Source organism: Stenotrophomonas sp. AS012628, from assembly GCF_010608305.1.
Classification (GTDB): Bacteria; Pseudomonadota; Gammaproteobacteria; order Xanthomonadales; family Xanthomonadaceae; genus Stenotrophomonas; species Stenotrophomonas geniculata.
Genome location: NZ_VMBJ01000002.1, coordinates 155,278 through 176,688, shown reverse-complemented (window position 1 = coordinate 176,688; position 21,411 = coordinate 155,278). Strand labels below are relative to the sequence as shown.

Below are 21,411 nucleotides of genomic sequence, written 5' to 3'. Positions count from 1 at the left end.
GGCGGGGCCAAGGCCCATCTCTCAACACAGTTGCTACAGGGACGTACTTGCGGCGTGTCCTGCCTGCGTCACCCGTCCCCCTCAAGCCGCGATCAATGCAGGCGCCGCGAACAACGCTGTAAACCTACTTCGCATACTGCCCACCGCAGTCGGCATCCTTCCCCGGCCCCAGTTCGATCGTCGCCAGCAACGCCGCCGGCGGCGCGATGCTGCCCAGCGCCAGGGCCACGGCGCCACGAATACCCAGCGCCTTGAAGTCCGGGCGGAACGACGGGTCCTTGAACGTGCCACTGATATGCAGCGGAGAGCGCAGAACCAGGATGCTCTTGTCCTTCGGGCGCGGTTTCAGCAGCAGGTCCAGGGTCTCGTCGCGCAGGCTGACCGTGCCTTCGCCGATGAGGATCGTGTCGGTGGTATCCACCGCCAGTGCCTGGCTGGTCATCAGGCCGTCGCGCACGCCGAAGTCGGCGAAGGCGCAGCGCAGGGGGATCTGCTTGTCGCCGGTCACCAGGAATTTCAGCGATTCGGTAATGTCCAGCCCCGCCAGTTCCATTACCAGGTTACCGACATGGCCGCGGCCCATCGCCAGGCCGACCTTGCCATCGCTGCTGCCCAGCATCGCGGCGATCGAGTTGCCACGGCCGCTCAGGTCCACTTCGCCGCCGATGCCGCCCTTGGCCTGCTCGGCCAGCTTCGCGTCCGGGAGCAGCTGGCCCAGCTGCACGCCGCGCACGCTGGCCTTCAGCGCGGTGCGGATCTGCGGCTGACGTGCATCCATGCGGATCGTGCTGCGGATATCGCCGCCGGCCACGCCGAAGTTCAGCGGGTCCAGCCGTAGCACGCCGTCATCCAGCAGCAGGTGCGCATCCATGTCGTCCAGCGGCAACGAAGGGGCGTTGATGCGGTGGGCCTTCCAGCGCACGTCGGCATCCATCGCGCGCAGCTTGCCGAGGTTGTAGGGCGTGTCGGGCAGCACGCGTGCACGGGCAGCAACGCGTGCAGCCTCGGCCTTCTGTTCTGCGTTGGCGGTTTCGCCGCCGCCGGTCTTCGGTGGCGCGCCGACGAAGCCGGCCAGGTCATCGAAGTCCAGGCGCCTGGATTCCAGCGTCGCGGTCAGTCGTGGACGGTCGCGTCCCACCTCGAACTGCAGGTTGCCACCCAGGTCGCTGTCGCCGACCTTGCCGGTGAAGCCGTCGTAACGCCAGACGTTGTGGTCGCGCTTCAGGCGTCCGTCCAACGCATAGGGCGGTGAGGGCGGGATGGCGATGCCGAGCAGCGGGTAGAGATCGGCCAGATCCTGGCCACTGAGCGCGAACTGCAGGTCGAACACGCGCAGCTGGAAGGGGTTGGTGAGCGTGCCGCGGGCCACTGCGTGGGTGGCACCGGCGCGGCCGTCGAGGTGGATGCGGAACGGGTGGTCGCTGTCGGTCAGTTCCAGCGGTGATTCGGTACCGCCCTGCAGGGTGAACGGGTTGCCCTGCCAGCGGCCCTTGCCCCGCACCAGCAGCGGCGGCGAGGCATCGGCCTGTTTCGGTTGGCCGCTGTGCACGCCCACGCGGATGTCGGTGCGGCCCAGTGCGTCGAGGAACTGCAGCCGGCCGTCGTCGATGCGCAGGCGCTTGAGTTGCGGGCTTGTCCCGCCTCTGCTGTCACCCAGGAAATCCCAGTTGCCCGGCTCGCCCTTGCGCGGGGCGGTTTCCAGCAGCACGTCCGGTCGGGTCAGGCGCACTTCCGGCAGCTGTACGCTGCCGCGCAGCAGGGGCCATACCCGCACGTCGATCTCGACGCGGTCGGCCGTGGCCATGTTCGGCTGCTTCGCCCAGGCGGCATTGGCGAAGGTGATCGCATCGGCACGGATGGTGCTGGTGCGGCCGAGGTCGACATCCAGGTGGCCGATGTGCAGTGCACGACCGGTGCGTGCCTGCACCGCGCGCTCGACCGGACCCTTGAACCAGTTCCAGTCCCACAGCGCGATCACCACCAGGATCACTGCCAGCAGGAAGACCAGGACCGTGAGCCAGCGCCGGCCGCGCGGGCCAGGTCTGCGGAGGCGCCAGCGGGAAGCGCGCGTTGCGGCAGGGGAGGCGGCAGCATTCACGCTGCCATGGTTGCCCCTTCATCGTGGACGGGGCGCGAAGCGTCCATGTGCGTGGTGTGCACAACCCGCGCCGTTACAGCACCTGCATGGTCACCGCGACGAAGTGGCAGACGCTGCCGCCGATCACGAACAGGTGCCAGATCGCGTGCGAATAGGGGATCGATTCGCGGTGATAGAAATAGGTGCCCAGCGTGTACGACAGGCCGCCGGCCAGCAGCCAGCCCAGCGTCCAGCCGTCGATCGAGGCCAGCATCGGCTTGATCGCCACGATCACCAGCCAGCCCATGGCGATGTAGATGCCGGTGGAAAGCGCCTTGAAGCGGCCGGTGTAGAACAGCTTGAACACCACACCACCCAGCGCCAGTGCCCAGATCGCGGTGAACAGGCCCCAGCCCCACGGGCCGCGCAGGCCGATCAGGGTGAACGGGGTATAGGTACCCGCGATCAGTACATAGATCGCGCAGTGGTCGAACACCTTCAACCGGCCCTTGGCGACCGGATGCTGGATGGCGTGATACAGCGTGGAGGCGGTGTACAGCAGCAACAGCGCGATACCGAACACGATCGCGCTGGCCAGCTGCCAGCCGTCGCCGTAGATCGCGGCCAGGGTAATCAACACCGCGCTGGCTGCCAGGGCGAATACCGCGCCCAGGCCATGGGTCAGGGCGCTGGCGATTTCTTCACGGATCGAAGCAATGGACGTCGTCGACATGGGCATGGGCATCGTTCACGGGGAGGGGGACCCGCGTCCCCCTATCATCGCCGCGATGGCCGCCGTGTGCACGCCCGTCACCGTATGGTGGGTGAATCCCTGCGTTGCGCTGACGAGCCCGTGCTCGGTAGATCCACGCCATGCGTGGATGAACGCCCGGCACTGCAGGAGTCAGAGCCCTTTCCTGCGGAAAGGGATCCGACCCCGTGGCATCAGCCCACCGAAACGGTATGCGCCGCTTCGCGGGTGGCCGAGAAGCGCACATCCGGCGAACGTTCCTGTGCCAGCTGCAGGTTGACCCGGGTCGGTGCCAGATAGACCAGATGGCCGGCCGCATCCAGTGCCAGGTTCAGTGCGTTCTTCTCGCGGAACTCTTCCAGCTTCTTTTCGTTGCTGCAGTGGACCCAACGCGCAGTGGTCACGCTGACCGGCTCGAAGGTGGCTTCCACGCCGTACTCGTCCTTCAGGCGGTACGCGGCCACGTCGAACTGCAGCACACCGACCGCACCCAGGATCAGGTCGTTGCTGGTCAGCGGGCGGAAGAACTGGGTCGCACCTTCCTCGGACAGCTGGGCCAGGCCCTTCTGCAGCTGCTTGAGCTTGAGCGGATCACGCAGGCGTGCGCGACGGAACAGCTCCGGGGCGAAGTTCGGAATACCGGTGAAGGTGACCGCTTCGCCTTCGGTGAAGGTATCGCCGATGGAAATGGTGCCGTGGTTGTGGATGCCGATCACATCGCCCGGCCACGCTTCGGCGGCGATTTCACGATCGCTGGCCATGAAGGTCAGGGCGTTGGCCAGCTTCATTTCCTTGCCGGTGCGCACGTGGAAGGTCTTCATGCCGGCGCTGAAACGGCCCGAGCAGACGCGCATGAACGCCACGCGGTCACGGTGCTGCGGGTCCATGTTGGCCTGGATCTTGAACACGAAGCCGGTCAGCTTGTTCTCTTCCGGGGCAATCTCGCGGCCGGTGGTGGAGCGTGCCTGCGGCGACGGCGCATGCTCGACGAAGAAGTCCAGCAGCGGCTGCACGCCGAAGTTGTTCACGCCCGAGCCGAAGAACACCGGGGTCTGCTTGCCGGCGCGATAAGCGTCCAGGTCGAACGGGTGGCTGGCGCCCTGCACCAGTTCCAGTTCGTCGCGCAGGTCGGCCAGCATCTGTGCACCGATCTTCTCGGCCAGGCCTGGGGCATCGATGGACGGGAAGATGGTCGAGTCCTGGCGGGTGAAGTTGCGGCCCGGTTCGTACAGGTGCACTTCGCCGGTGAGCAGATGCACCACGCCCTTCAGGCGCTGGCCCATGCCGATCGGCCAGGTGACCGGGGCGCACTGGATGCCCAGCACGGTTTCCACTTCATCCAGCAGCTCGATCGGGTCCTTGCCCTCGCGGTCGAGCTTGTTGATGAAGGTCATGATCGGCGTATCGCGCAGGCGGCACACTTCCATCAGCTTGATGGTGCGTTCTTCCACGCCCTTGGCCACGTCGATCACCATCAGCGCCGAGTCCACCGCGGTCAGCACGCGGTAGGTGTCCTCGCCGAAGTCGGCGTGGCCGGGGGTGTCGAGCAGGTTGACGATCTTGCCTTCATACGGGAACTGCATCACCGAGGAGGTGACGGAGATGCCGCGCTCCTTTTCCAGCGCCATCCAGTCGGAGGTGGCGTGGCGGGCAGCCTTGCGGCCCTTGACCGAACCGGCCATCTGGATCGCGCCTCCGAACAGCAGCAGCTTTTCGGTCAGCGTGGTCTTGCCGGCGTCAGGGTGGGAAATGATGGCGAACGTGCGGCGACGCGACGCTTCGTTGGCGACTTCGGACATGGCAGTGGCGCCCGCCCGGGGCGCTTTTCAAAGAGATAAGCGCCCGATTATACCGGCCGGGGCCGGTCAGCGCCCGATCCCGCCGTCGGCCTCGCCGTGGCGGGCGAACTGCAGCTGGCCCTGCTCGGCGAAGATGCGTGCCGGCACCGAGCGCAGGCCCATGCCGCGGTTGACCTGTACCACGAAGTGCAGGTGTGGGGCGCTGCTGTAGCCACTGTTGCCGGACAGGCCGATCGGCTGCCCGGCCCCCACCGCCTGGCCGCGACGCACGCGCATGCCGCCGGCCTGCAGGTGGCCGTACAGGGCCATGCTGCCGTCGCTGTGCAGCACGCGGATGAAGTTGGCGCGGCCACCATCGCGTTCGCGGTCCTGGCCGTTGCCACGGAAGCCATCCTGGATCTGCATCACCGTGCCCTCGCGTGCGGCCAGCACCAACGTGCCTTCAGGCAGCGCGAAGTCGACCGCATCGCGGTTTTCCTCGTCGTCGTGGCTGAACCGGCCCTGCGGCGCCTGGTCCACGCGTGGACGGGCCGCATCGAACGGCAGGCGATAGGCCACATCCTCGGCCTGTGCGGCCGGGTTGCCCGGTACCGACTGCAGGCGCAGGTCCAGCGTGCGGCCGTCGTGCGGGGCAGGCAGGTGGCCGACCACCAGGCTGCTGTCGCCCTGGATCAGCGATTGCACCGGCAGCCCTTCGACCGGGTGTCCGGGTGCAGCGCGCAGCTCGATCTGCAGCGGTCCGGCCAGGGTGTTGTCGATACGGGCCTGCCATTGCGTGCCGACCGGTTGCAGGCGCAGCTGGGCCATCGGTGCGGCAGCCTCGGCATCGCCTGCGCGGGCGGCAGAAGCGGGAGGAGGCACCAGTCCCCAGCCCTGGCGCCAGTCGCCGGCGCTGGCCGTCGCACTCGCCAGCAGGGGCAGCAGCAGCCAGGTCAGGGGCAGGCGTGGCATCGGGGGTTCCAGCGGCAGGGACCGCCGGGACTGTACCGGATCCTGAACGGGACAACCGCGACGCCCCTCGCATACCCGGGACGAAAATATTCATCGCTTTATCCGCATGAAGGGATTGACAGTGCGCGGAAGGGCTGGCATCGTGGCCTCACCATCGAGACCGGCAGAGGGACAGGCCCTTTGAAGCCGGGGCAGCCCGCAGGCGCGCAAGCGTCCGCGTAGGTGCCAAATCCTGCGGGGACCGTGGCGTCCACCGAAAGATGGTTCGAACCATGCACCACACGTGCATCTCGAACGCGGGCCCCGCGAAGGCTCGATGGCCGATTCCCCAACCGGATCCCGCCATGAGCTTCGCCACCAGTACCGCCGTTCGCCCCGAACCCTTTGTCCCCGTCAGCGTGCCGGTCGAAGACCGTGTGCATGCCGAGCGCGGTGAGTTCGCCGCGGTGCTGTCGATGCGTCATGCCGGCCCCAGCCCGGTGCGCCTGCGCTACGAGTGGGTCGGCCCGGCCAACGCGCCGGTGGTGGTACTGGCCGGCGGCATCTCCGCGCATCGCCATGTGGCCTCCAACGCACAGTTCAGCGAGAAGGGCTGGGCCGAAGAGCTGGTCGGCAGGGGGCGCACGCTGGATCCGCAGCAGCTGCGCGTATTGGCGTTCGATTTCATCGGCGCCGACGGTGCGCTGGACGTGCCGATCGATACCGCCGATCAGGCCGACGCATTGGCGCTGGTGCTGGATCATCTCGGCATCCGCGCGCTGAAAGCCTTCGTCGGCTATTCGTATGGCGCGCTGGTCGGCCAGCAGTTCGCGATCCGTCATCGTGCCCGCGTGCGCCAGCTGGTGCTGGCCAGCGGTGCGCATCGCCCGCACCCGTATGCCGCCGCCTGGCGCGCGTTGCAGCGCCGCGCCGTCGCGCTGGGCCAGCTGCAGTGCGGCGAAGATCATGGCCTGGCGCTGGCCCGGCAGTTCGCCATGCTCAGCTACCGCACCCCGGAAGAATTCGGCGAGCGCTTCGATGCCGCGCCGGAAGTGATCAACGGCCGCGTGCGCGTGGCCGCCGAAGACTATCTCGACGCCGCCGGCGCGCAGTACGTCGCGCGCACACCGGTGACCGCCTACCTGCGCCTGTCCGAATCGATCGACCTGCACCGCGTCGACCCCGCCGCGATCCTGCCGCCGACCGTGGTGGTGGCCGTGGAGGGCGACCGCCTGGTGCCGCTGGCCGACCTCGTCGGCCTGGTCGAAGGTCTGGGCCCGCGCGGCAGCCTGCGCGTGCTGCGCTCGCCCTACGGCCACGACGCCTTCCTCAAAGAAACCGATCGCATCGACGCGATCCTCGCCACCGCCTTCCGCACCTCTGGAGAGTCCGCATGAGCCTGCACGCCAACGAGCCGTCCTGTAGTCGCACCACCGCCGCCGTCCGTGCCGGCATCGATCGCGATACCGCCCATGGCGCGGTCACCCCGCCGATCGTGCTGTCGTCGAACTTCAGCTTTGAAGGCTTCGGCAACAAGCGCCAGTACGACTACACGCGCAGTGGCAACCCCACCCGCGACCTGCTGGGTGAGGCGCTGGCCGAACTGGAAGGCGGTGCCGGCGGCGTGATCACCGCCACCGGCATGGGGGCGATCAACCTGGTGCTGAATGCACTGCTGCAGCCGGGAGATACCCTGGTGGTGCCGCACGATGCGTACGGTGGCAGCTGGCGCCTGTTCAATGCGCTGGCGAAGAAGGGCCACTTCGAACTGGTCACCGCCGACCTGACCGATCCGCGTGCACTGGCACAGGCGCTGGCCACCCAGCCGAAGCTGGTGCTGGTGGAAACCCCGTCCAACCCGCTGCTGCGCATCACCGACCTGCGCTTCGTCATCGATGCCGCGCACAAGGCCGGTGCACTCGTGGTGGTCGACAACACCTTCCTGTCGCCGGCGCTGCAGCAACCGCTGGCCTTCGGCGCAGATCTGGTGCTGCATTCCACCACCAAGTACATCAATGGCCACAGCGATGTGGTGGGTGGTGCGGTGGTCGCGCGCGATCAGGCACTGCACGAGCAGCTGGTGTGGTGGGGCAACGCGCTGGGCCTGACCGGTTCGCCGTTCGATGCCTTCCTGACCCTGCGCGGCCTGCGCACGCTGGATGCGCGCCTGCGCGTGCACCAGGAGAACACCGCGTCGATCGTTGCCCTGCTGGACCAGCATCCGGCAGTCGGTAGGGTCTACTACCCGGGCCTGGCCGATCACCCCGGGCATGCCATCGCCGCACGCCAGCAAAGCGGCTTTGGCGCGATGTTGTCGTTCGAACTGGCCGACTGCGAAGGCGATGATCCGCATGCCGCAGTGCGTGCCTTCGTCGATGGCCTGCGCTGTTTCACCCTGGCCGAATCGCTGGGCGGCGTCGAAAGCCTGATCGCGCATCCGGCCACCATGACCCATGCGGCGATGACCGCCGAAGCGCGCGCCGCCGCGGGCATCAGCGAAGGGCTGCTGCGCCTGTCTGTCGGCATCGAGGCCGAGCGTGACCTGCTGGCAGATCTGGGCGCCGCGCTGCAGCGCGCCGAAGCGGTGATTGATGCGGCCGCGCGTCGCAAACAGGTGGTGGATGCATGAGCGCGCTCGCCGCTGACATTCCTGCGCTGGGCGTGGGACGCCTGGCGCTGCTGGGCACTGGCACGGTCGGCTCGGCCTTCGTGCAGCGTTACCAAGCATTGCGGGCGCGTGGGCTGGAACTGCCCAGCGTGCAGTGGCTGGCCAATTCACGCACTGCGCTGGAGATCGATCGTGACCTGGTGTTGCCGCTGGAGCTGGCACGGCGTGCACCGCGCGATGGCCAGAGTTCGCCGCCGTGGGCCAGCGCCGAAGGACTGGAACGTGGCGATGTAGTGGTCGATGCCACCGCCAGCGAAGACGTGGCCGCACGCCACGTGCAGTGGCTGGCGCGCGGCGTGCACGTGGTGACCGCCAACAAGCTGGGCCGTGGTGCGCAGCTCGCACGCGCGCAGGCGATTGCCGAAAGCTGCGCAGACAGTGGTGCGCGCTATGGCGACAGCGCCACCGTCGGTGCCGGCCTGCCGCTGTTGAGCAGCCTGCGCGCGCTGGTGGCCGGTGGCGATCACATCCATGCCATCGAGGGTGTGCTGTCCGGTTCGCTGGCGTGGCTGTTCCATCGTTACGACGGCCAGTCGCCGTTCTCGGCGGCGGTGCGCGAAGCGTTGGCGGCCGGCTACACCGAGCCCGATCCGCGCCTGGACCTGTCCGGCGAAGACGTGCGGCGCAAGCTGCTGATCCTGGCCCGCAGCAGCGGGCTGGCGCTGGATGCTTCGCAGGTGCAGGTGGATTCACTGGTGCCTGAAACGCTGGCAGCGTTGCCGCTGGAGGATGCACTGGGGGCACTGGAGCAGCTGGATGCGCCGTTGCAGGCGCGTTGGCGGCAGGCGCGCGACAACGGCCACGTGCTGCGTTTCGTTGGCCGTGTCGATGGCGCGGGTGCGCAGGTGGGCCTGCGCGAGTTGCCGGCCGATCACCCGTTGGCGCAGGGCGCGGGCAACGACAACCGCGTAGCCATCCACAGTGACCGTTACCAGCGCCAGCCGTTGTTGATCCAGGGCCCGGGCGCTGGCGCGGAAGTCACCGCCGCCGCGCTGCTGGATGATGTGTTGCGGATCGTGGGTTGATCGCACCGCTTCTGTAGAGCCGTGCCCACGCTCGGCTGCTCCTGGCAGAATCCCCATCCTGCCGCATGAGCCGAGCGTGGGCTCGGCTCTACAGGGGCGCCCTGCCGGTCAGCGTGACTTCAAGAACTTCAGCAACGCGGCGTTGAACTGCTTCGGGTCCTGCACCTGCGGCGAATGGCCCAGTTCGGCGAACTCGACCAGCGTGGCGCCGGGAATCGTCGCGGCCGCGGACTTGCCGAGCACCGGATAGTTGCCCAGCGTCGCCTTCACCGCAGGCGGCGCCAGGTCGCGGCCGATCGCGGTGCGGTCCTTCTGGCCGATGAACAACGTAGTCGGCACCTGCAGGTTTTTCAGTTCGTAAACCACCGGCTGGTTGAACACCATGTCCGAGGCCAGCGCCTGGCTCCATGCAACAGCCTGCTTGCCCGGGCCTTCGTACATGCCCGACTGCATCCGCGCCCACGGTTCATACGCCGGTTTCCATTTGCCGTCGTAGTACACCTCCAGCTGGTAGCGGCGGATGCTGTCATAGCTGATGTTCATTTCGCCGGCGTACCACGCGTCCACGCTGCGCCACGGCACGCCCAACGCCTTCCAGTCTTCCAGCCCGATCGGGTTGACCAGCGACAGGCTGCGCAGGTCCTGCGGAAACATCAGCGCGTAGCGCACCGCCAGCATGCCGCCCATCGAATGGCCGACCAGGTGCACCGGCACATCGCCCAGTTGCAGCTGTTGCAGCAGGGCATGGGTGTTGGCGGCCAGCTGCGCGAACGAATACTGGTAGCGCTCGGGCTTGCTGGATTTGCAGAAGCCCACCTGGTCCGGTGCAATCACCCGGTAGCCGGCGGCAACCAGTGGCTTGATCGATTCCTTCCAGGTGGCGGCGCAGAAGTTCTTGCCGTGCAGCAGCACCACCACACCGATGGGCGCCTTCTTCGGCGCGATGTCCAGGTAGGCCATTTCCAGCGGCTGCCGCTGCGATTCCAGTGCGAAGGTCTTCACCGGATAGCCGTAGTCGAAGCCTTCCAGGCGTGGCCCGTAGGTCGGCGCAGCCAGGGCAGGCAGCGGCAGGCAGGCAAGCAGGGCGGCAGCGATCACGCGCATGGGGTAGTCCGGGGGCAAGGGAGCCCCGAGCCTAACCGGAACGCGGTGACGGTGCCGTCCGGCGTTACGACTCAGCACTCGATGACGTTCACCGCCAGCCCACCGCGGCTGGTTTCCTTGTACTTGTCCTGCATGTCGCGGCCGGTATCGCGCATGGTCTTGATCACCTTGTCCAGCGACACCTTGTGCTTGCCGTCGCCACGCATCGCCATGCGCGAGGCATTGATTGCCTTCACCGCGCCCATCGCGTTGCGTTCGATGCAGGGGATCTGCACCAGGCCGCCGATCGGGTCACAGGTCAGGCCGAGGTTGTGTTCCATGCCGATTTCTGCGGCATTCTCGATCTGGCTGGGGTTGCCACCCAGCGCCGCGACCAGGCCACCGGCCGCCATCGAGCAGGCCACGCCCACTTCGCCCTGGCAACCCACTTCGGCGCCGGAAATCGAGGCGTTTTCCTTGTAGAGGATGCCGATCGCTGCCGAGGTCAACAGGAAATCGAATACGCGCTGCTCGTTGGCGCCGGGGCAGAAGCGGTCGAAGTAATGCAGCACCGCCGGCAGCACGCCGGCCGCACCGTTGGTCGGCGCGGTCACCACACGGCCACCGGCGGCGTTCTCTTCGTTCACCGCCAGCGCGTACAGGTTGACCCAGTCCAGCGTGGTCAGCGGGTCGCGCATTGCCGCTTCCGGCTTCGACGACAGCTCGCGGTACAGCGCCGGTGCACGACGGCCCACCTTCAGGCCACCCGGCAGCACGCCTTCCTCGCGGATGCCGCGCGCCACGCACGACTGCATCGCACTCCAGATCTCGCGCAGCTGCGCGCGGATCTCGTCTTCGCTGCGCCAGCACTTCTCGTTCTCGAACATCAGCTGGGCAATGCTCAGGCCGCTGCGCGCGGTCTGCGCCAGCAGCTCGTCGCCGCTCTTGAACGGGTAGGGCAGCGGGGTTTCGTCGGGCACGATGCGGTCATCGGCCGCGTCGTCCTGGTTGACCACGAAGCCACCACCGACGGAGTAGTAATCGCGGGTGGCGATCACTTCGTCCTCGGCGTTGTACGCGGTGAAGCGCATGCCGTTGGTGTGGTACGGCAGCTTCTGGCGCTTGTTCATGCCCAGGTCGCGCTTTTCGTCGAAGGCGATCTCGTGCTGGCCCATCAGCTGGATGCGCTTGCTGCTGCGGATGCGCTCCAGGGTGGCCGGAATGATGTCCGGGTCGATCAGGTTTGGCCGCTGCCCTTCCAGGCCCAGCAGGATCGCCTTGTCGGTGCCGTGGCCGCGGCCGGTCAGCGCCAGCGAGCCGTAGACATCGGCGCGGATGCGCGCGACTTCGTGCAGGCGGCCCGGATCGAGCAGCCAGCGGTGGATGAATCGCTCGGCGGCCTTCATTGGCCCGACGGTGTGCGAGGAGCTCGGGCCAATGCCGATCTTGAAAACGTCGAACGTGCTGACAGCCATGGTTGCCGTACTGCGGGTACCGGAAGAGACCGCTATTCTAGCGGTTCATGCCGCACTTCCATGGCTGCGGCGCAGCATTTCCGCCAAGGGGTCCCATCCGGTGTTGACTCTGTTCCAGCGTGACGACTGCCACCTGTGCGACATGGCCCTGGCCGAGCTGGCCAAGGCCAGGGCGCCGGAGTTCGAATCGGTGTTCCTGGATGACCAGCCGGCGCTGGAGCCGCGCTACGGCGCGCGGGTGCCGGTGCTGCGCGACGAGCGCGGTGACCGTGAGCTGGACTGGCCGTTCGACGCGGCCACGGTTAAGGCCTGGCTGGCTGAAAGCTCACTGTAGAGCCGAGCCATGCTCGGCTGACGCGCGCAGCGCGACCTGGACGGCAGCCGAGCATGGCTCGGCTCTACAGGATGCGGCCGGGGCCGTGCCCCGGCCCATCGCTCATTTCGCGTCGAACTTCACGATCGTGCTGATCGCGGTTTCGTCCGGGATGGTCTTGGTGTCGGCCCAGTCACCGCTGCCGACGCCGAAGTCCAGGCGCTTGACGGTGGCCTTGCCGGTCAGCACCGGCTGGGTGCCCGGCTTCCAGGTGAAGGTCAGCGTGACTGGCTTGCTGACCCCGCGCAGTTCCAGGGTGCCGTCGGCGGCGAACTGGTCGTTGCCCACCGCTCGGAAGCCCTTGGCGGTGTAGCGCGCGGTGGCGAACTTGCCGACGTTGAAGAAGTCGGCGGTCTGCAGGGTCGAGTCGCGGTCGCTGTTGCCGCTCTTGGCGCCGGCCAGCGGGATCACCACGTCCAGCGAACCGGCGGCCGGGTTGGCCGGGTCGAAGCTGAGCTTGGTGGCAAAGCCCGGGAAGCTGCCGGTGAACACTTCGCCGTCGTACTTGGTCGCGAACACCAGGATCGAACCGGCACCGGGGGCCTGCGCGTAGTCGGCGGCGAGCACCGGGGCGGTGGCCAGCATGCCGGCCAGGGCGGCGGCCACGGCGGCCGGAGTGGTCAGTTTCAGGTTCATCGGTCAGTCCTTCTGAGGGGAGGTGAGCCAGCCACGCGGCAACATGCGGGACAAGGTCGCATCGCGCTGGAACAGGTGGTGGTAGAAGGCAGCGCCGGCATGGGCCAGCACCACCGCGATCAACAGCCAGAAGCCGTATTCGTGGATGGCATGGGATACCGCAACGACCTGCGGGTCCGGGCCACTCAGCTTGGGCACGTCGACCAGGCCGAACCAGCGGAACGGGCGCAGGCCGCTGGCCGAGTCGTACAGCCAGCCCGATAGCGGGATGGCAAACATCAGCACATACAGCAGCACATGGGTGGCACTGGCGATGCGTTCCTGCCAGCTGGGCACGCCCGGCACCGGCTTGGGGGCACCGGCATACAGGCGCCAGCCGAGGCGGAAGAGTACGAGCGCCAGCACGGTGATGCCGATCGACTTGTGCGCGGTATAGACCCAGAAATACTTGGGGGTCTTGGGCAGTTCGCCCATGGTCAGGCCGACCATGCCGAGGGCGAGGATCAGCAATGCGATCAACCAATGCAGGATCTGGCTGACACTCCCCCAGGCGGCGGGGGTGTTCTTGGCGGTCATGAAGGGTCCTCTAGGGGGCCGTCTTGGGGTCGGAGTGTGGAACGGGAGCGGGAGTTCCCGGGGCGTCGCTGCGGTCGAGTGTGGCTTCAGCCTCGATCCTCAGCTGTACTGCATCACCGATGACGCCCGGCCAGGCGGTGATGCCGAACGCGCGCCGGCTCAGCGTGGTGCTGGCGGAAAAACCGGCGGTGCGTCGGAACGGGGGCAGGGGATAGCGCTTGATGGCGTTGAGCGTCACGTCCAGCGTGATCTCCTGGCTGACCCCGCGCAGGGTCAGGGTGCCGATCACGTGGGCGCGCCTGGCATCGATCGGTTCGACCCGGCTGGAGACGAAATGTGCCTTCGGGAAACGCTCGCCATCCAGAAGGCTGCGGGCCAGCGTGGCCTGGTTCCATTTGGCATCACCCAGGTCCAGTCGCGACACGGGGACCTCGACATCCAGTGTGGCCTCGCGCCAGTTGTCGGGATCGAACTGCAGGCGGCCCTCACTGCCGGAGACCGTGCCCATCGCCTGCGAGTAACCCGCGTGGTCGATGGTGAACAGCACACGCGTATGCACCGGATCGAGGCGATAGGTATCTGCATCCGCCCAGGCGGGGGCGGTGGCGAGCAGCATCGGCAGCAGGGCCAGGCAGGGACGCATCGATGGCGGGCTCCGGAAAGGGGGACGTTGCGATCATACGCACAGCCCCCTGCCAACGTTGCGTGCATGGCTGCAACAGTTCGTGGTGGGTCCACCGGTGGAAACAGGCTGTTGCAGCCATGAAGCCGGCCCTGTGTGACAATCGGGACAGGACAGGGGGTTCAGGATGACGAGCGGTTGGCGCCGGTGGTGCCGAGGCATCGCGGGAATGGGGCTGCTGCTGATGGCGTTCGCCACGGCGGCCACGGCCCTGGACATGGCGGAAACACCGCGCCTGCGCCGTTTCGGTGCCGCCGAAGGCATGCCCTCGCGCATGGTGCTGGCGTTGGCCGAGGACCGCCAGGGCCATATATGGGCTGCCACCGATGGTGGCCTGGTGCGCTATGACGGCGGCAGCCTGCGGGTCTGGGAACATGATCCGGAGCAGCCGGGATCGCTGCCCGGCAACGAGATCGAGACCCTGCTGGTCGATCCCCTGGATCGCGTCTGGGTCGGCATCAATGGCAAGGGCGTGGCCCGGCTGGATGCTGACCGCGAGCACTTCAAGACCTTCGATGCGGTCAACGGCCCCTGCATGAGCCAGTTCTGGACGTTGGCCTACGCCGAGGATGCACTGTGGATCGGCACCAGTGGCCATGGCGTCTGCCGTTTCGGTGAAGACGGCAGCCTGCGCTTCTTCGAGCATGATCCGGCCCGTCCTGGCGGGTTGCCCAGCAATACCATCTACAGCAGCCTGGTCGATGCGCAGGGGCGCCTGTGGATCGGCACCGAGGCGGGCATTGCGCGCTGGAACGGCACTGGGTTCGAGGCTGTCGCGCCGCGCGAACTGGGGGCGCTGAGTGTGTTGCGCCTGAGCCGCGACCCCGATGGCTCGATCTGGGCCGGCAGCCAGAACGACGGCCTCTACCGTATCGACGCGCAGGACCGGGTCAGTCGTCCGCGCTGGACCGACAGTGCACGCCTGCGTTCGGCCCTGGTGCTGGCCGATCGCCAGGGGGGTTACTGGGCGGGCACCTCCGATGGCCTGTTGCGCGGAGATGCCAGCATGCTGCGGCGGCTCGACGGCGACCGTGGCAGTGGTTTCCTCACTGCCCAGAGCGGTGTGCTTGATCTGATGCAGGACCATGAGGGCGGATTGTGGGTGGCGCTGCTGACCCAGGGCCTGGCCTACCTGCCGCCGGACTGGCGCCGGTTTTCGATCTGGAACCAGCTTGACGGCAAGCCGCTGGACAGCCAGTACCTGTTGAGTGCAGCCAGTGATGGCCGGAATTACTACGTCGGCTCAGCGCATGGCGTGTACCAGCTGGACGCGCAGGGAGTGCTGAAGTTGTTGGCCAGCGATCGCGAGATCGGCAGCGGGGCGGTGTGGTCGGTGCTGCCGCGGCCGGACGGGCGCCTGTGGCTGGGGCGTGCCGGCCGCATCAGCGTGTACGACCCGGCCACCCGCGCGCTGCACGATTGGCATATCGATGGAGGGGCCGACCTGCGCCAGCGCATCGATCTGATGCGGCAGGCCCCCGATGGCACGGTCTGGCTGTCGGTGATGAACCTGGGCCTGCAGCAGCGCAGCGCCGATGGCCGCGTGCTGCGTAGTTTCCCGCTGGAGGATCTCCGCAAGACGGCCGATTCACCGGTTGAGCAGATCCGCTTTGATGCCCAGGGCAAGGCCTGGGTGATGGGCGACATGGGGATCTGGCGTGAACAGGCCGGGCGTTTCGAAGCGGTGCCGGGCGTTTCGCGTGGGCTGATCTACGATCTGGTGTGGGTGGATCCACAGCAGCTGTGGCTGGCCCGCCAGGGCGCGCTCGAGCGCTACCAGTGGGATGGCATGAGCCTGCGCCTGATCCAGCGCATCGATGGCAGTGCGGGCGTGCCGTCAGTGAGCATGGGGGGACTGGCGTTGGCCGAAGATGGCCGCCTGTGGGCGACCACGCCACGTGGCCTGCTGCGGTGGGACCCGAAGGCGCGCCGCCTGCAGCAGTTCAACGAACGCGATGGCCTGCCCGATGCCGAGTTCACCAGCCGGCCGCCAGCGGTGAATGCCGATGGTCGCGTGCTTGCGGTGGCCCAGACCGGCCTGGTGGTGTTCGATGTGAATGCTGCCGACGCCGTGTTACCGCCGTCGTCGCTGGTGATCGCCGAGGTCCGCGTGCGGCGCGATGATGCCCGTGGCTGGCAACCACTGCCGACCACCGGCACGCTGTTGCTGGGGCCGGATGATCGTGATCTGCAGATCGATGCACGACTGCTTTCCTATGCCAATCCGCAGGGCAATCGTTACCGCTTCCGGGTGCAGGGTTACGACCAGAACTGGGTGGAGCAGGGCGGTGACGGCCAGCGCACGTTGTCGCGGCTGCCGACCGGCAGCTACGTCATTGAAGTCCAGGCAGCCACGGCCAGTGGCGCGTGGACGCCTTCGCAGCAGTTGCAGGTGAAGGTGCTGCCACCCTGGTGGCGCAGCGGCATGGCGATCTTCGGCTACCTCCTGATCGGCTCGCTGCTGCTGCTTATCCTGGTGTGGTCGATCCGTGCGCGCCTGCGCCGCCGCCAGCAATGGCAGTTGACCGTGCACAAGCAGCAGCTGGCAGAGCAGGCCTCACAGGCCAAGAGCCGGTTCCTGGCCACGCTGGGCCATGAGGTACGCACGCCGATGACCGGTGTGCTCGGCATGAGCGAACTGCTGCTGGCCACCCCGCTGGATGCGGTGCAGCGCAGCTATGCAGGCTCGATCCAGCAGGCTGGCAGCCACCTGCTGCGGCTGGTCAACGACGCGCTGGATCTGGCCCGCATCGAGGCCGGCCGGCTGGAGCTGGACCTGCGCCCGTTCGATCTGGCCGGCCTGCTCGACCAGGTGCAGGCGTTGATGCAGCCGATGGCGAAGCAGCGCAACCTGGAGTTCCAGCGTGGGAGCGATCCGCCGGGGCCGGTCAGCGTCAGCGGCGACGAGATGCGCGTGCGGCAGATCCTGCTGAATCTTCTGGGCAACGCAATCAAGTTCACCGAGCGTGGGCACGTCGGCCTGGCCGTGCGACTGGAGGAGAATGGCGGCGGCCTCTGCTTCGAAGTGCATGACACCGGCCCGGGCATCAACGCCGAGCAGCAGGACCGCCTGTTCCATCGCTTTGAACAGGCGGACGGCCCGCGCACTGCGTCGCGCTATGGCGGCAGCGGGCTGGGCCTGGCGATCTGCCAGGAGCTGGCCGTGGCCATGAACGGACGCATCGAAGTGGACAGCCAGCCGGGCAAGGGCGCGCGTTTCCGGGTGTGGTTGCCACTACCCTGGATCCGGCAGGCCACCAATGCGCCGGGCGAATCGCCGGTGCTGCCGATGCTGCCGCCACTGCGCATCCTGCTGGTGGAGGATGACGCGACCGTGGCGGAGGTCATCGCCGGCCTGCTGCGTGGCCGTGGGCACGATGTGGTGCACGTGCTGCATGGCCTGGGCGCGCTTTCGGAGATCGCCACCGATGGCTTTGACGTGGGCCTGCTGGATCTCGATCTGCCGGCGCTGGACGGCACCGCCATCGCCCGCCAGCTGCGCACCATGGGCTATGAACTACCCCTGGTGGCGGTCACCGCACGCTCCGATGCCTACGCTGAGACCCAGGTCCTGGCGGCCGGGTTCGATGGCTTCCTGCGCAAGCCGGTGACCGGTGACATGCTGGTGGCTGCCATTGCCCAAGCGCGCGCAAAACGGCAGACCACCCTTTGAATGCGGCAGTGCCGGGCGTGAACGGCGCGACTTTCGGTTTACCATGCCGACGCCCGTAGTGCGGGAATCATCAGAAGCAGCGTGAGGAGGCAATCGGTGGTGTATCTGCGGGCGGCGATGCTGCTGCTGGTCCTCCTGTGCTGCCTGTCGCCCGCTGCGGCGCAGCCGGTGCCACCGAGCCCGCGCCAGGTGACGGTGTTCGACGGCTTGCCGTCCAATACCGTGAACCGCATGGCCGAGGACCGTTACGGTTACCTGTGGATCGCCACCAACGACGGCCTGGCCCGCTACGACGGGCGCAACTACCGGATCTGGCGTTCGGAAGACGGCCTGCGCGACAACCGCATCTGGACGGTGCTGGTCGATGCCCGCAACCAGCTCTGGATCGGCACCGAGAACGCCGGTCTTGTACGGATGTCGGCCGATCGCCGCCAGCTGCATTTCTACGACCGCAGCAGCCAGCCGTTGATGGGCACCAACACGGTCTGGAGCCTGGCCACGACGCCGGATGGTTCGGTCTGGTTCGGCACCCACGAAGGTGGTCTGTACCGCCTGGACAACCAGGACCGGCTGCAGCGCTTCCTGCCCGAAGCGAACAACCCACGCAGCCTGCCGGCCGCATCGGTGCCGTACCTGGCAACCCTGGCCGATGGCAGCCTGTGGATCGGCACCAAGCATGGCGTCGCGCGCTGGACCGGCACAGACTTTGAACGGGTCGGTGCCGGCATCGTTCCCAGCCAGCTGATCAATGGCCTGACGGCCGAGCCCGATGGCAGCCTCTGGATCAGCACGATGGCCGGTGCCGTCGTGCGTCGCCCCGACGGTCGTTTCGAGGCGCCGTCCTGGAAGCTGCCCGAAGGCGAACAGGTGCTGGGCATGATGCTGCGCGACGAGCAGGGCGGGCACTGGCTGGACACCCGCACCGGCCTTGGCCGGGCGGTCGATGGCCAGTACCAGGCCGTGCCCCTGTACAGCGCCGTGGCGCGTGGTCCGGTGCGCCCGAACTGGACCGGCGCCTACGAGGATCGCGAGGGCGGTATCTGGCTGGCCAGCACCAACGCCGGCCTCTGGCACCTGCTGCCGCGTTGGTGGCAGTTCTCGGTGCTGTCGCGGCTGGAGGACGACCCCCGCTCGCTGCGCAACGCTTTCGTGCTGGGTACCAGCCCGTCCAGCAACGGCGGCATCTGGACGGTCGGCAGCCACGGCGCGCTGGACCGCTTCGATCCGAAGACCGGCAGCATCGAACAGCATCGCACCTGGGTCAACGGCATGCACTGGCTGACCTCGGTGCGCGAGGATCGCCGCGGCCAGGTCTGGATCGGTTCCAACGACGCACTGCTGCGCTATGACCCGAAGCGGCGTGATCTGCGCCGCTGGGGCCGGGATGCCGGCGCCGACGCGACCATGGAAGGGGTCATCGAATCGATGATGACCTGTGATGGTGACAGTCTCTGGCTGATGCTGTCGGCGGGTCTTCAGCAGCGCGATCTGGATGGGCGCCTGCGGCGCCAGCTGGACAATGGCCAGCGCGGATTGCAGCAGGGCCAGCTCAATCTCGACGTGGAATGCGGGCCTCAGGACCATATCTGGCTGGCCAGCAGCCGTGGCCTGCTGCAGTGGCTGCCGGAAAGCGAGCGTTTCCAGCCGGTGCCGGGTGCACCGGCGACCGCGATCCATGCTCTGCACGTGGGAAGCGATGGCCAGGTCTGGCTGTCCGAGGATGGCCGCCTGTCGCGCTACCGCTGGAGCCAGGGCCGGCTGGAGCGGCAGGCCGTGATTGGTGCCGAGCAGGGCTACCCGGCGATCTCCGCCTCGGGACTGGTGGTCGATGCCCAGGGGGTAGCGTGGGCAACCAGTGCGCGTGGCCTGGTGCGCATCGGTGCCGATGGCCAGAGCGTGCGCCTGTATGGCGTGCACGACGGCCTGCCGAGCCAGGAATTCCGTGAGCACACGCTGGTGATGTCGGGAGACGGCCATCTGGTGGCGGGTACGCCGGCCGGTGTGGTGGTGTTCGACCCGGAGCAGGTGCGGCCCTCGATGCGGCGTGCGCCGCTGGTGATCGAGCGGGTGGAGGTGCGCCGCAACGAGCAGGTGCTGGACCTCACCCACGACACGCCGTTGCAGATCGCCGATGGCGACCGCGATCTGCGCATCGTCGCGCGCCTGCTGTCATTCGCCGATTCGGCGTCCAATACCTATCGTTACCGGTTGGCCGGCTACGACCCGGACTGGGTGGAAGTGGGACCAGCCGGTGAGCGCCTGTTCTCGCGACTGGCACCGGGCAGCTATCGGCTGGAAGTGCAGGCGCGATCGGCCGACCATGTCTGGTCACGGGTGCAGAGCCTGGAATTCCGCGTGCAGCCACCGTGGTGGCGCAGCTTGTCCGGCCTGCTGGTGCTGGCCTCGTTCGCGCTGCTGCTGACCAGCTGGTTCGCCTGGCTGTACCGTCGTCGCCTGCAGCGTCGCCACGCCTATCAGCTGGCGCTGCACAAGCAGGAGCTGGCCGAACAGGCGTCGGCGGCCAAGACCCGCTTCCTGGCCAACCTTGGCCATGAGATCCGCACGCCGATGACCGGTGTGCTGGGCATGAGCGAGCTGCTGCTGTCCTCGCCTCTGGATCCGCAGCAGCGCGGCTATACGCAATCGATCCGCCATGCCGGCGAGCACCTGCTGCACCTGGTCAACGATGCGCTGGACCTTGCGCGGATCGAATCGGGTCGTCTGGAATTGCAGCACAAGCCGTTCGCACTGAGCAGCCTGCTGCAGGACCTGACCGCGCTGATGGGGCCGTTGGCGGCGCAGAAGGGCCTGCGTTTCACCCTCGACAACCAGCTGCCCCCCGGCCTGCAGGCCACCGGCGATGCAATGCGGGTCCGGCAGATTCTGCTGAATCTGCTCTCGAATGCGGTCAAGTTCACCAGCCGCGGCACCATCACCCTGCACGCGCGCGGCGACGCCGAGCTGCGATCGCTGCATTTCGAGGTGCGCGACACCGGCCCCGGCATCAGCCAGGAGCAGCAGCAACGCCTGTTCCGCCGCTTCGAGCAGGCCGATGGTGCACGTACCGCCGCCCAGTACGGCGGCAGTGGCCTGGGCCTGGCGATCTGCCGCGAACTGGCGCATGCGATGCAAGGGCGCATCCAGGTGGAGAGCCAACTCGGTCGCGGCACCTGCTTCGGCGTGACGTTGCCGTTGCCGATGGTGGTCGATGCCAATGCCGAAGCAGATGGTGAAACGCACCGCGAGGACGCGGCGAACATGCCGCCATTGCGGGTACTGCTGGTGGAGGACGATGCGACCGTGGCCGACGTGGTGCGCGGGTTGCTGAGTGCGCGCGGGCACGAGGTCGTGCATGCGGGGCATGCGCTGGCGGCACTGCGCGAGATCAGCGCCGGTGATTTCGACGTCGGCCTGCTGGATCTTGACCTGCCGGGCCTGAGTGGCTTCGAGCTGGCCCAGCACCTGCGCAACCAGGGCTACATGCTGCCGCTGCTTGCCGTGACCGCGCGGACCGATCCGGACCTGCAGCAGCAGGTGGAAGCGGCCGGCATCGGCGGTTTCCTGCGCAAGCCGGTGACCGGTGAGCTGCTGGTGGAAGCGATCGCCAGGGTCATGGGGCGGTAGGGGGTTCGACAGGGCCTGCGGCCCTGTACCTGCTGCAAG

The 21,411-nt window shown here is 67.6% G+C and carries 15 protein-coding genes and 1 riboswitch; of the genes, 6 read left to right on the top strand and 9 right to left on the bottom strand.

All coding sequences use genetic code 11. The annotated features are described in order from the left end of the window. Nucleotides 1–124: 124 nt before the first annotated feature. The 4 genes from G5A07_RS02370 to G5A07_RS02355 form a co-directional block, all read right to left on the bottom strand. Nucleotides 125–2,098, bottom strand: a complete 1,974-nt coding sequence (locus G5A07_RS02370; RefSeq protein ID WP_191862595.1) for an AsmA family protein — start codon at nt 2,096–2,098, stop codon at nt 125–127. A gap of 73 nt (nt 2,099–2,171) precedes the next feature. Continuing rightward, on the bottom strand, nt 2,172–2,810 hold the full coding sequence (locus G5A07_RS02365) for a hemolysin III family protein (RefSeq protein WP_191862593.1): 639 nt from the start codon (nt 2,808–2,810) through the stop codon (nt 2,172–2,174). Between the two features lie 212 nt (nt 2,811–3,022). Continuing rightward, complete coding sequence (locus tag G5A07_RS02360) at nt 3,023–4,627, bottom strand: peptide chain release factor 3 (protein ID WP_014038155.1); 1,605 nt, start codon at nt 4,625–4,627, stop codon at nt 3,023–3,025. Between the two features lie 66 nt (nt 4,628–4,693). Beyond that, nucleotides 4,694–5,578, bottom strand: coding sequence for a M23 family metallopeptidase (locus tag G5A07_RS02355; protein WP_019338788.1), 885 nt, complete (start codon nt 5,576–5,578; stop codon nt 4,694–4,696). 148 nt (nt 5,579–5,726) lie between these two features. Further along, nucleotides 5,727–5,845: riboswitch (SAM riboswitch) on the top strand. A 77-nt stretch (nt 5,846–5,922) separates the two neighbouring features. Between G5A07_RS02355 and G5A07_RS02350 the strand changes: the two genes are divergently transcribed. The 3 genes from G5A07_RS02350 to G5A07_RS02340 are packed head-to-tail and all read left to right on the top strand — an operon-like array spanning nt 5,923 to nt 9,250. Continuing rightward, nucleotides 5,923–6,954, top strand: a complete 1,032-nt coding sequence (locus G5A07_RS02350; RefSeq protein WP_100446416.1) for a homoserine O-succinyltransferase — start codon at nt 5,923–5,925, stop codon at nt 6,952–6,954. Then, nucleotides 6,951–8,186 carry an O-succinylhomoserine (thiol)-lyase gene (locus G5A07_RS02345; RefSeq protein WP_010482748.1) on the top strand — a complete coding sequence of 412 codons (1,236 nt, stop codon included), beginning with the start codon at nt 6,951–6,953 and terminating at the stop codon, nt 8,184–8,186. The genes G5A07_RS02350 and G5A07_RS02345 overlap by 4 nt, the downstream gene beginning before the upstream one ends. Next, nucleotides 8,183–9,250 (top strand): homoserine dehydrogenase, encoded by a 1,068-nt coding sequence (locus tag G5A07_RS02340; RefSeq protein ID WP_191862591.1) that lies wholly within the window; start codon nt 8,183–8,185, stop codon nt 9,248–9,250. Before G5A07_RS02345 ends, G5A07_RS02340 begins: the two co-directional genes overlap by 4 nt. Nucleotides 9,251–9,358: 108 nt before the next feature. Here G5A07_RS02340 and G5A07_RS02335 read toward each other — a convergent pair whose 3' ends face one another. Both G5A07_RS02335 and G5A07_RS02330 read right to left on the bottom strand, forming a co-directional pair. Continuing rightward, nucleotides 9,359–10,354, bottom strand: coding sequence for an alpha/beta hydrolase (locus G5A07_RS02335; RefSeq protein ID WP_171955147.1), 996 nt, complete (start codon nt 10,352–10,354; stop codon nt 9,359–9,361). Between the two features lie 71 nt (nt 10,355–10,425). Next, a complete protein-coding gene (locus G5A07_RS02330; protein ID WP_010482751.1) occupies nt 10,426–11,808 on the bottom strand; it encodes an L-serine ammonia-lyase in 1,383 nt (460 codons plus the stop codon). A 100-nt stretch (nt 11,809–11,908) separates the two neighbouring features. On the opposite strand from G5A07_RS02330, the gene G5A07_RS02325 reads away from it, so the two are divergent. Next, the gene (locus tag G5A07_RS02325) at nt 11,909–12,142 is read left to right on the top strand and encodes a glutaredoxin family protein (protein WP_019338792.1); all 234 of its coding nucleotides are present in this window, start codon (nt 11,909–11,911) and stop codon (nt 12,140–12,142) included. Between the two features lie 102 nt (nt 12,143–12,244). On the opposite strand, the gene G5A07_RS02320 is transcribed toward G5A07_RS02325, so the two are convergent. From G5A07_RS02320 to G5A07_RS02310, 3 genes are read right to left on the bottom strand one after another with little or no spacing between them, the layout of a single operon-like run. Next, entirely contained in the window at nt 12,245–12,817 is a 573-nt protein-coding gene (locus G5A07_RS02320; RefSeq protein WP_019336389.1) for a YceI family protein, read from the bottom strand. 3 nt (nt 12,818–12,820) lie between these two features. Beyond that, nucleotides 12,821–13,393, bottom strand: coding sequence for a cytochrome b (locus G5A07_RS02315; protein ID WP_191862589.1), 573 nt, complete (start codon nt 13,391–13,393; stop codon nt 12,821–12,823). 10 nt (nt 13,394–13,403) lie between these two features. Beyond that, on the bottom strand, nt 13,404–14,036 hold the full coding sequence (locus G5A07_RS02310) for a YceI family protein (RefSeq protein WP_010482756.1): 633 nt from the start codon (nt 14,034–14,036) through the stop codon (nt 13,404–13,406). A gap of 166 nt (nt 14,037–14,202) precedes the next feature. Here G5A07_RS02310 and G5A07_RS02305 point away from each other — a divergent pair, with 166 nt between their 5' ends. Continuing rightward, entirely contained in the window at nt 14,203–17,748 is a 3,546-nt protein-coding gene (locus G5A07_RS02305; protein WP_029379839.1) for an ATP-binding protein, read from the top strand. Nucleotides 17,749–17,844: 96 nt separating this feature from the next. Beyond that, on the top strand, nt 17,845–21,372 hold the full coding sequence (locus tag G5A07_RS02300) for a hybrid sensor histidine kinase/response regulator (protein WP_049435243.1): 3,528 nt from the start codon (nt 17,845–17,847) through the stop codon (nt 21,370–21,372). Nucleotides 21,373–21,411 lie beyond the last annotated feature (39 nt).

Bases quoted from the DNA above. Each gene is read 5' to 3' on its own strand.
- G5A07_RS02365 (WP_191862593.1), bottom strand. From the start codon at position 2,810: ATGTCGACGACGTCCATTGCTTCGATCCGTGAAGAAATCGCCAGCGCC.
- G5A07_RS02360 (WP_014038155.1), bottom strand. From the start codon at position 4,627: ATGTCCGAAGTCGCCAACGAAGCGTCGCGTCGCCGCACGTTCGCCATC.
- G5A07_RS02355 (WP_019338788.1), bottom strand. From the start codon at position 5,578: ATGCCACGCCTGCCCCTGACCTGGCTGCTGCTGCCCCTGCTGGCGAGT.
- G5A07_RS02350 (WP_100446416.1), top strand. From the start codon at position 5,923: ATGAGCTTCGCCACCAGTACCGCCGTTCGCCCCGAACCCTTTGTCCCC.
- G5A07_RS02345 (WP_010482748.1), top strand. From the start codon at position 6,951: ATGAGCCTGCACGCCAACGAGCCGTCCTGTAGTCGCACCACCGCCGCC.
- G5A07_RS02340 (WP_191862591.1), top strand. From the start codon at position 8,183: ATGAGCGCGCTCGCCGCTGACATTCCTGCGCTGGGCGTGGGACGCCTG.
- G5A07_RS02335 (WP_171955147.1), bottom strand. From the start codon at position 10,354: ATGCGCGTGATCGCTGCCGCCCTGCTTGCCTGCCTGCCGCTGCCTGCC.
- G5A07_RS02330 (WP_010482751.1), bottom strand. From the start codon at position 11,808: ATGGCTGTCAGCACGTTCGACGTTTTCAAGATCGGCATTGGCCCGAGC.
- G5A07_RS02320 (WP_019336389.1), bottom strand. From the start codon at position 12,817: ATGAACCTGAAACTGACCACTCCGGCCGCCGTGGCCGCCGCCCTGGCC.
- G5A07_RS02315 (WP_191862589.1), bottom strand. From the start codon at position 13,393: ATGACCGCCAAGAACACCCCCGCCGCCTGGGGGAGTGTCAGCCAGATC.
- G5A07_RS02310 (WP_010482756.1), bottom strand. From the start codon at position 14,036: ATGCGTCCCTGCCTGGCCCTGCTGCCGATGCTGCTCGCCACCGCCCCC.
- G5A07_RS02305 (WP_029379839.1), top strand. From the start codon at position 14,203: ATGACGAGCGGTTGGCGCCGGTGGTGCCGAGGCATCGCGGGAATGGGG.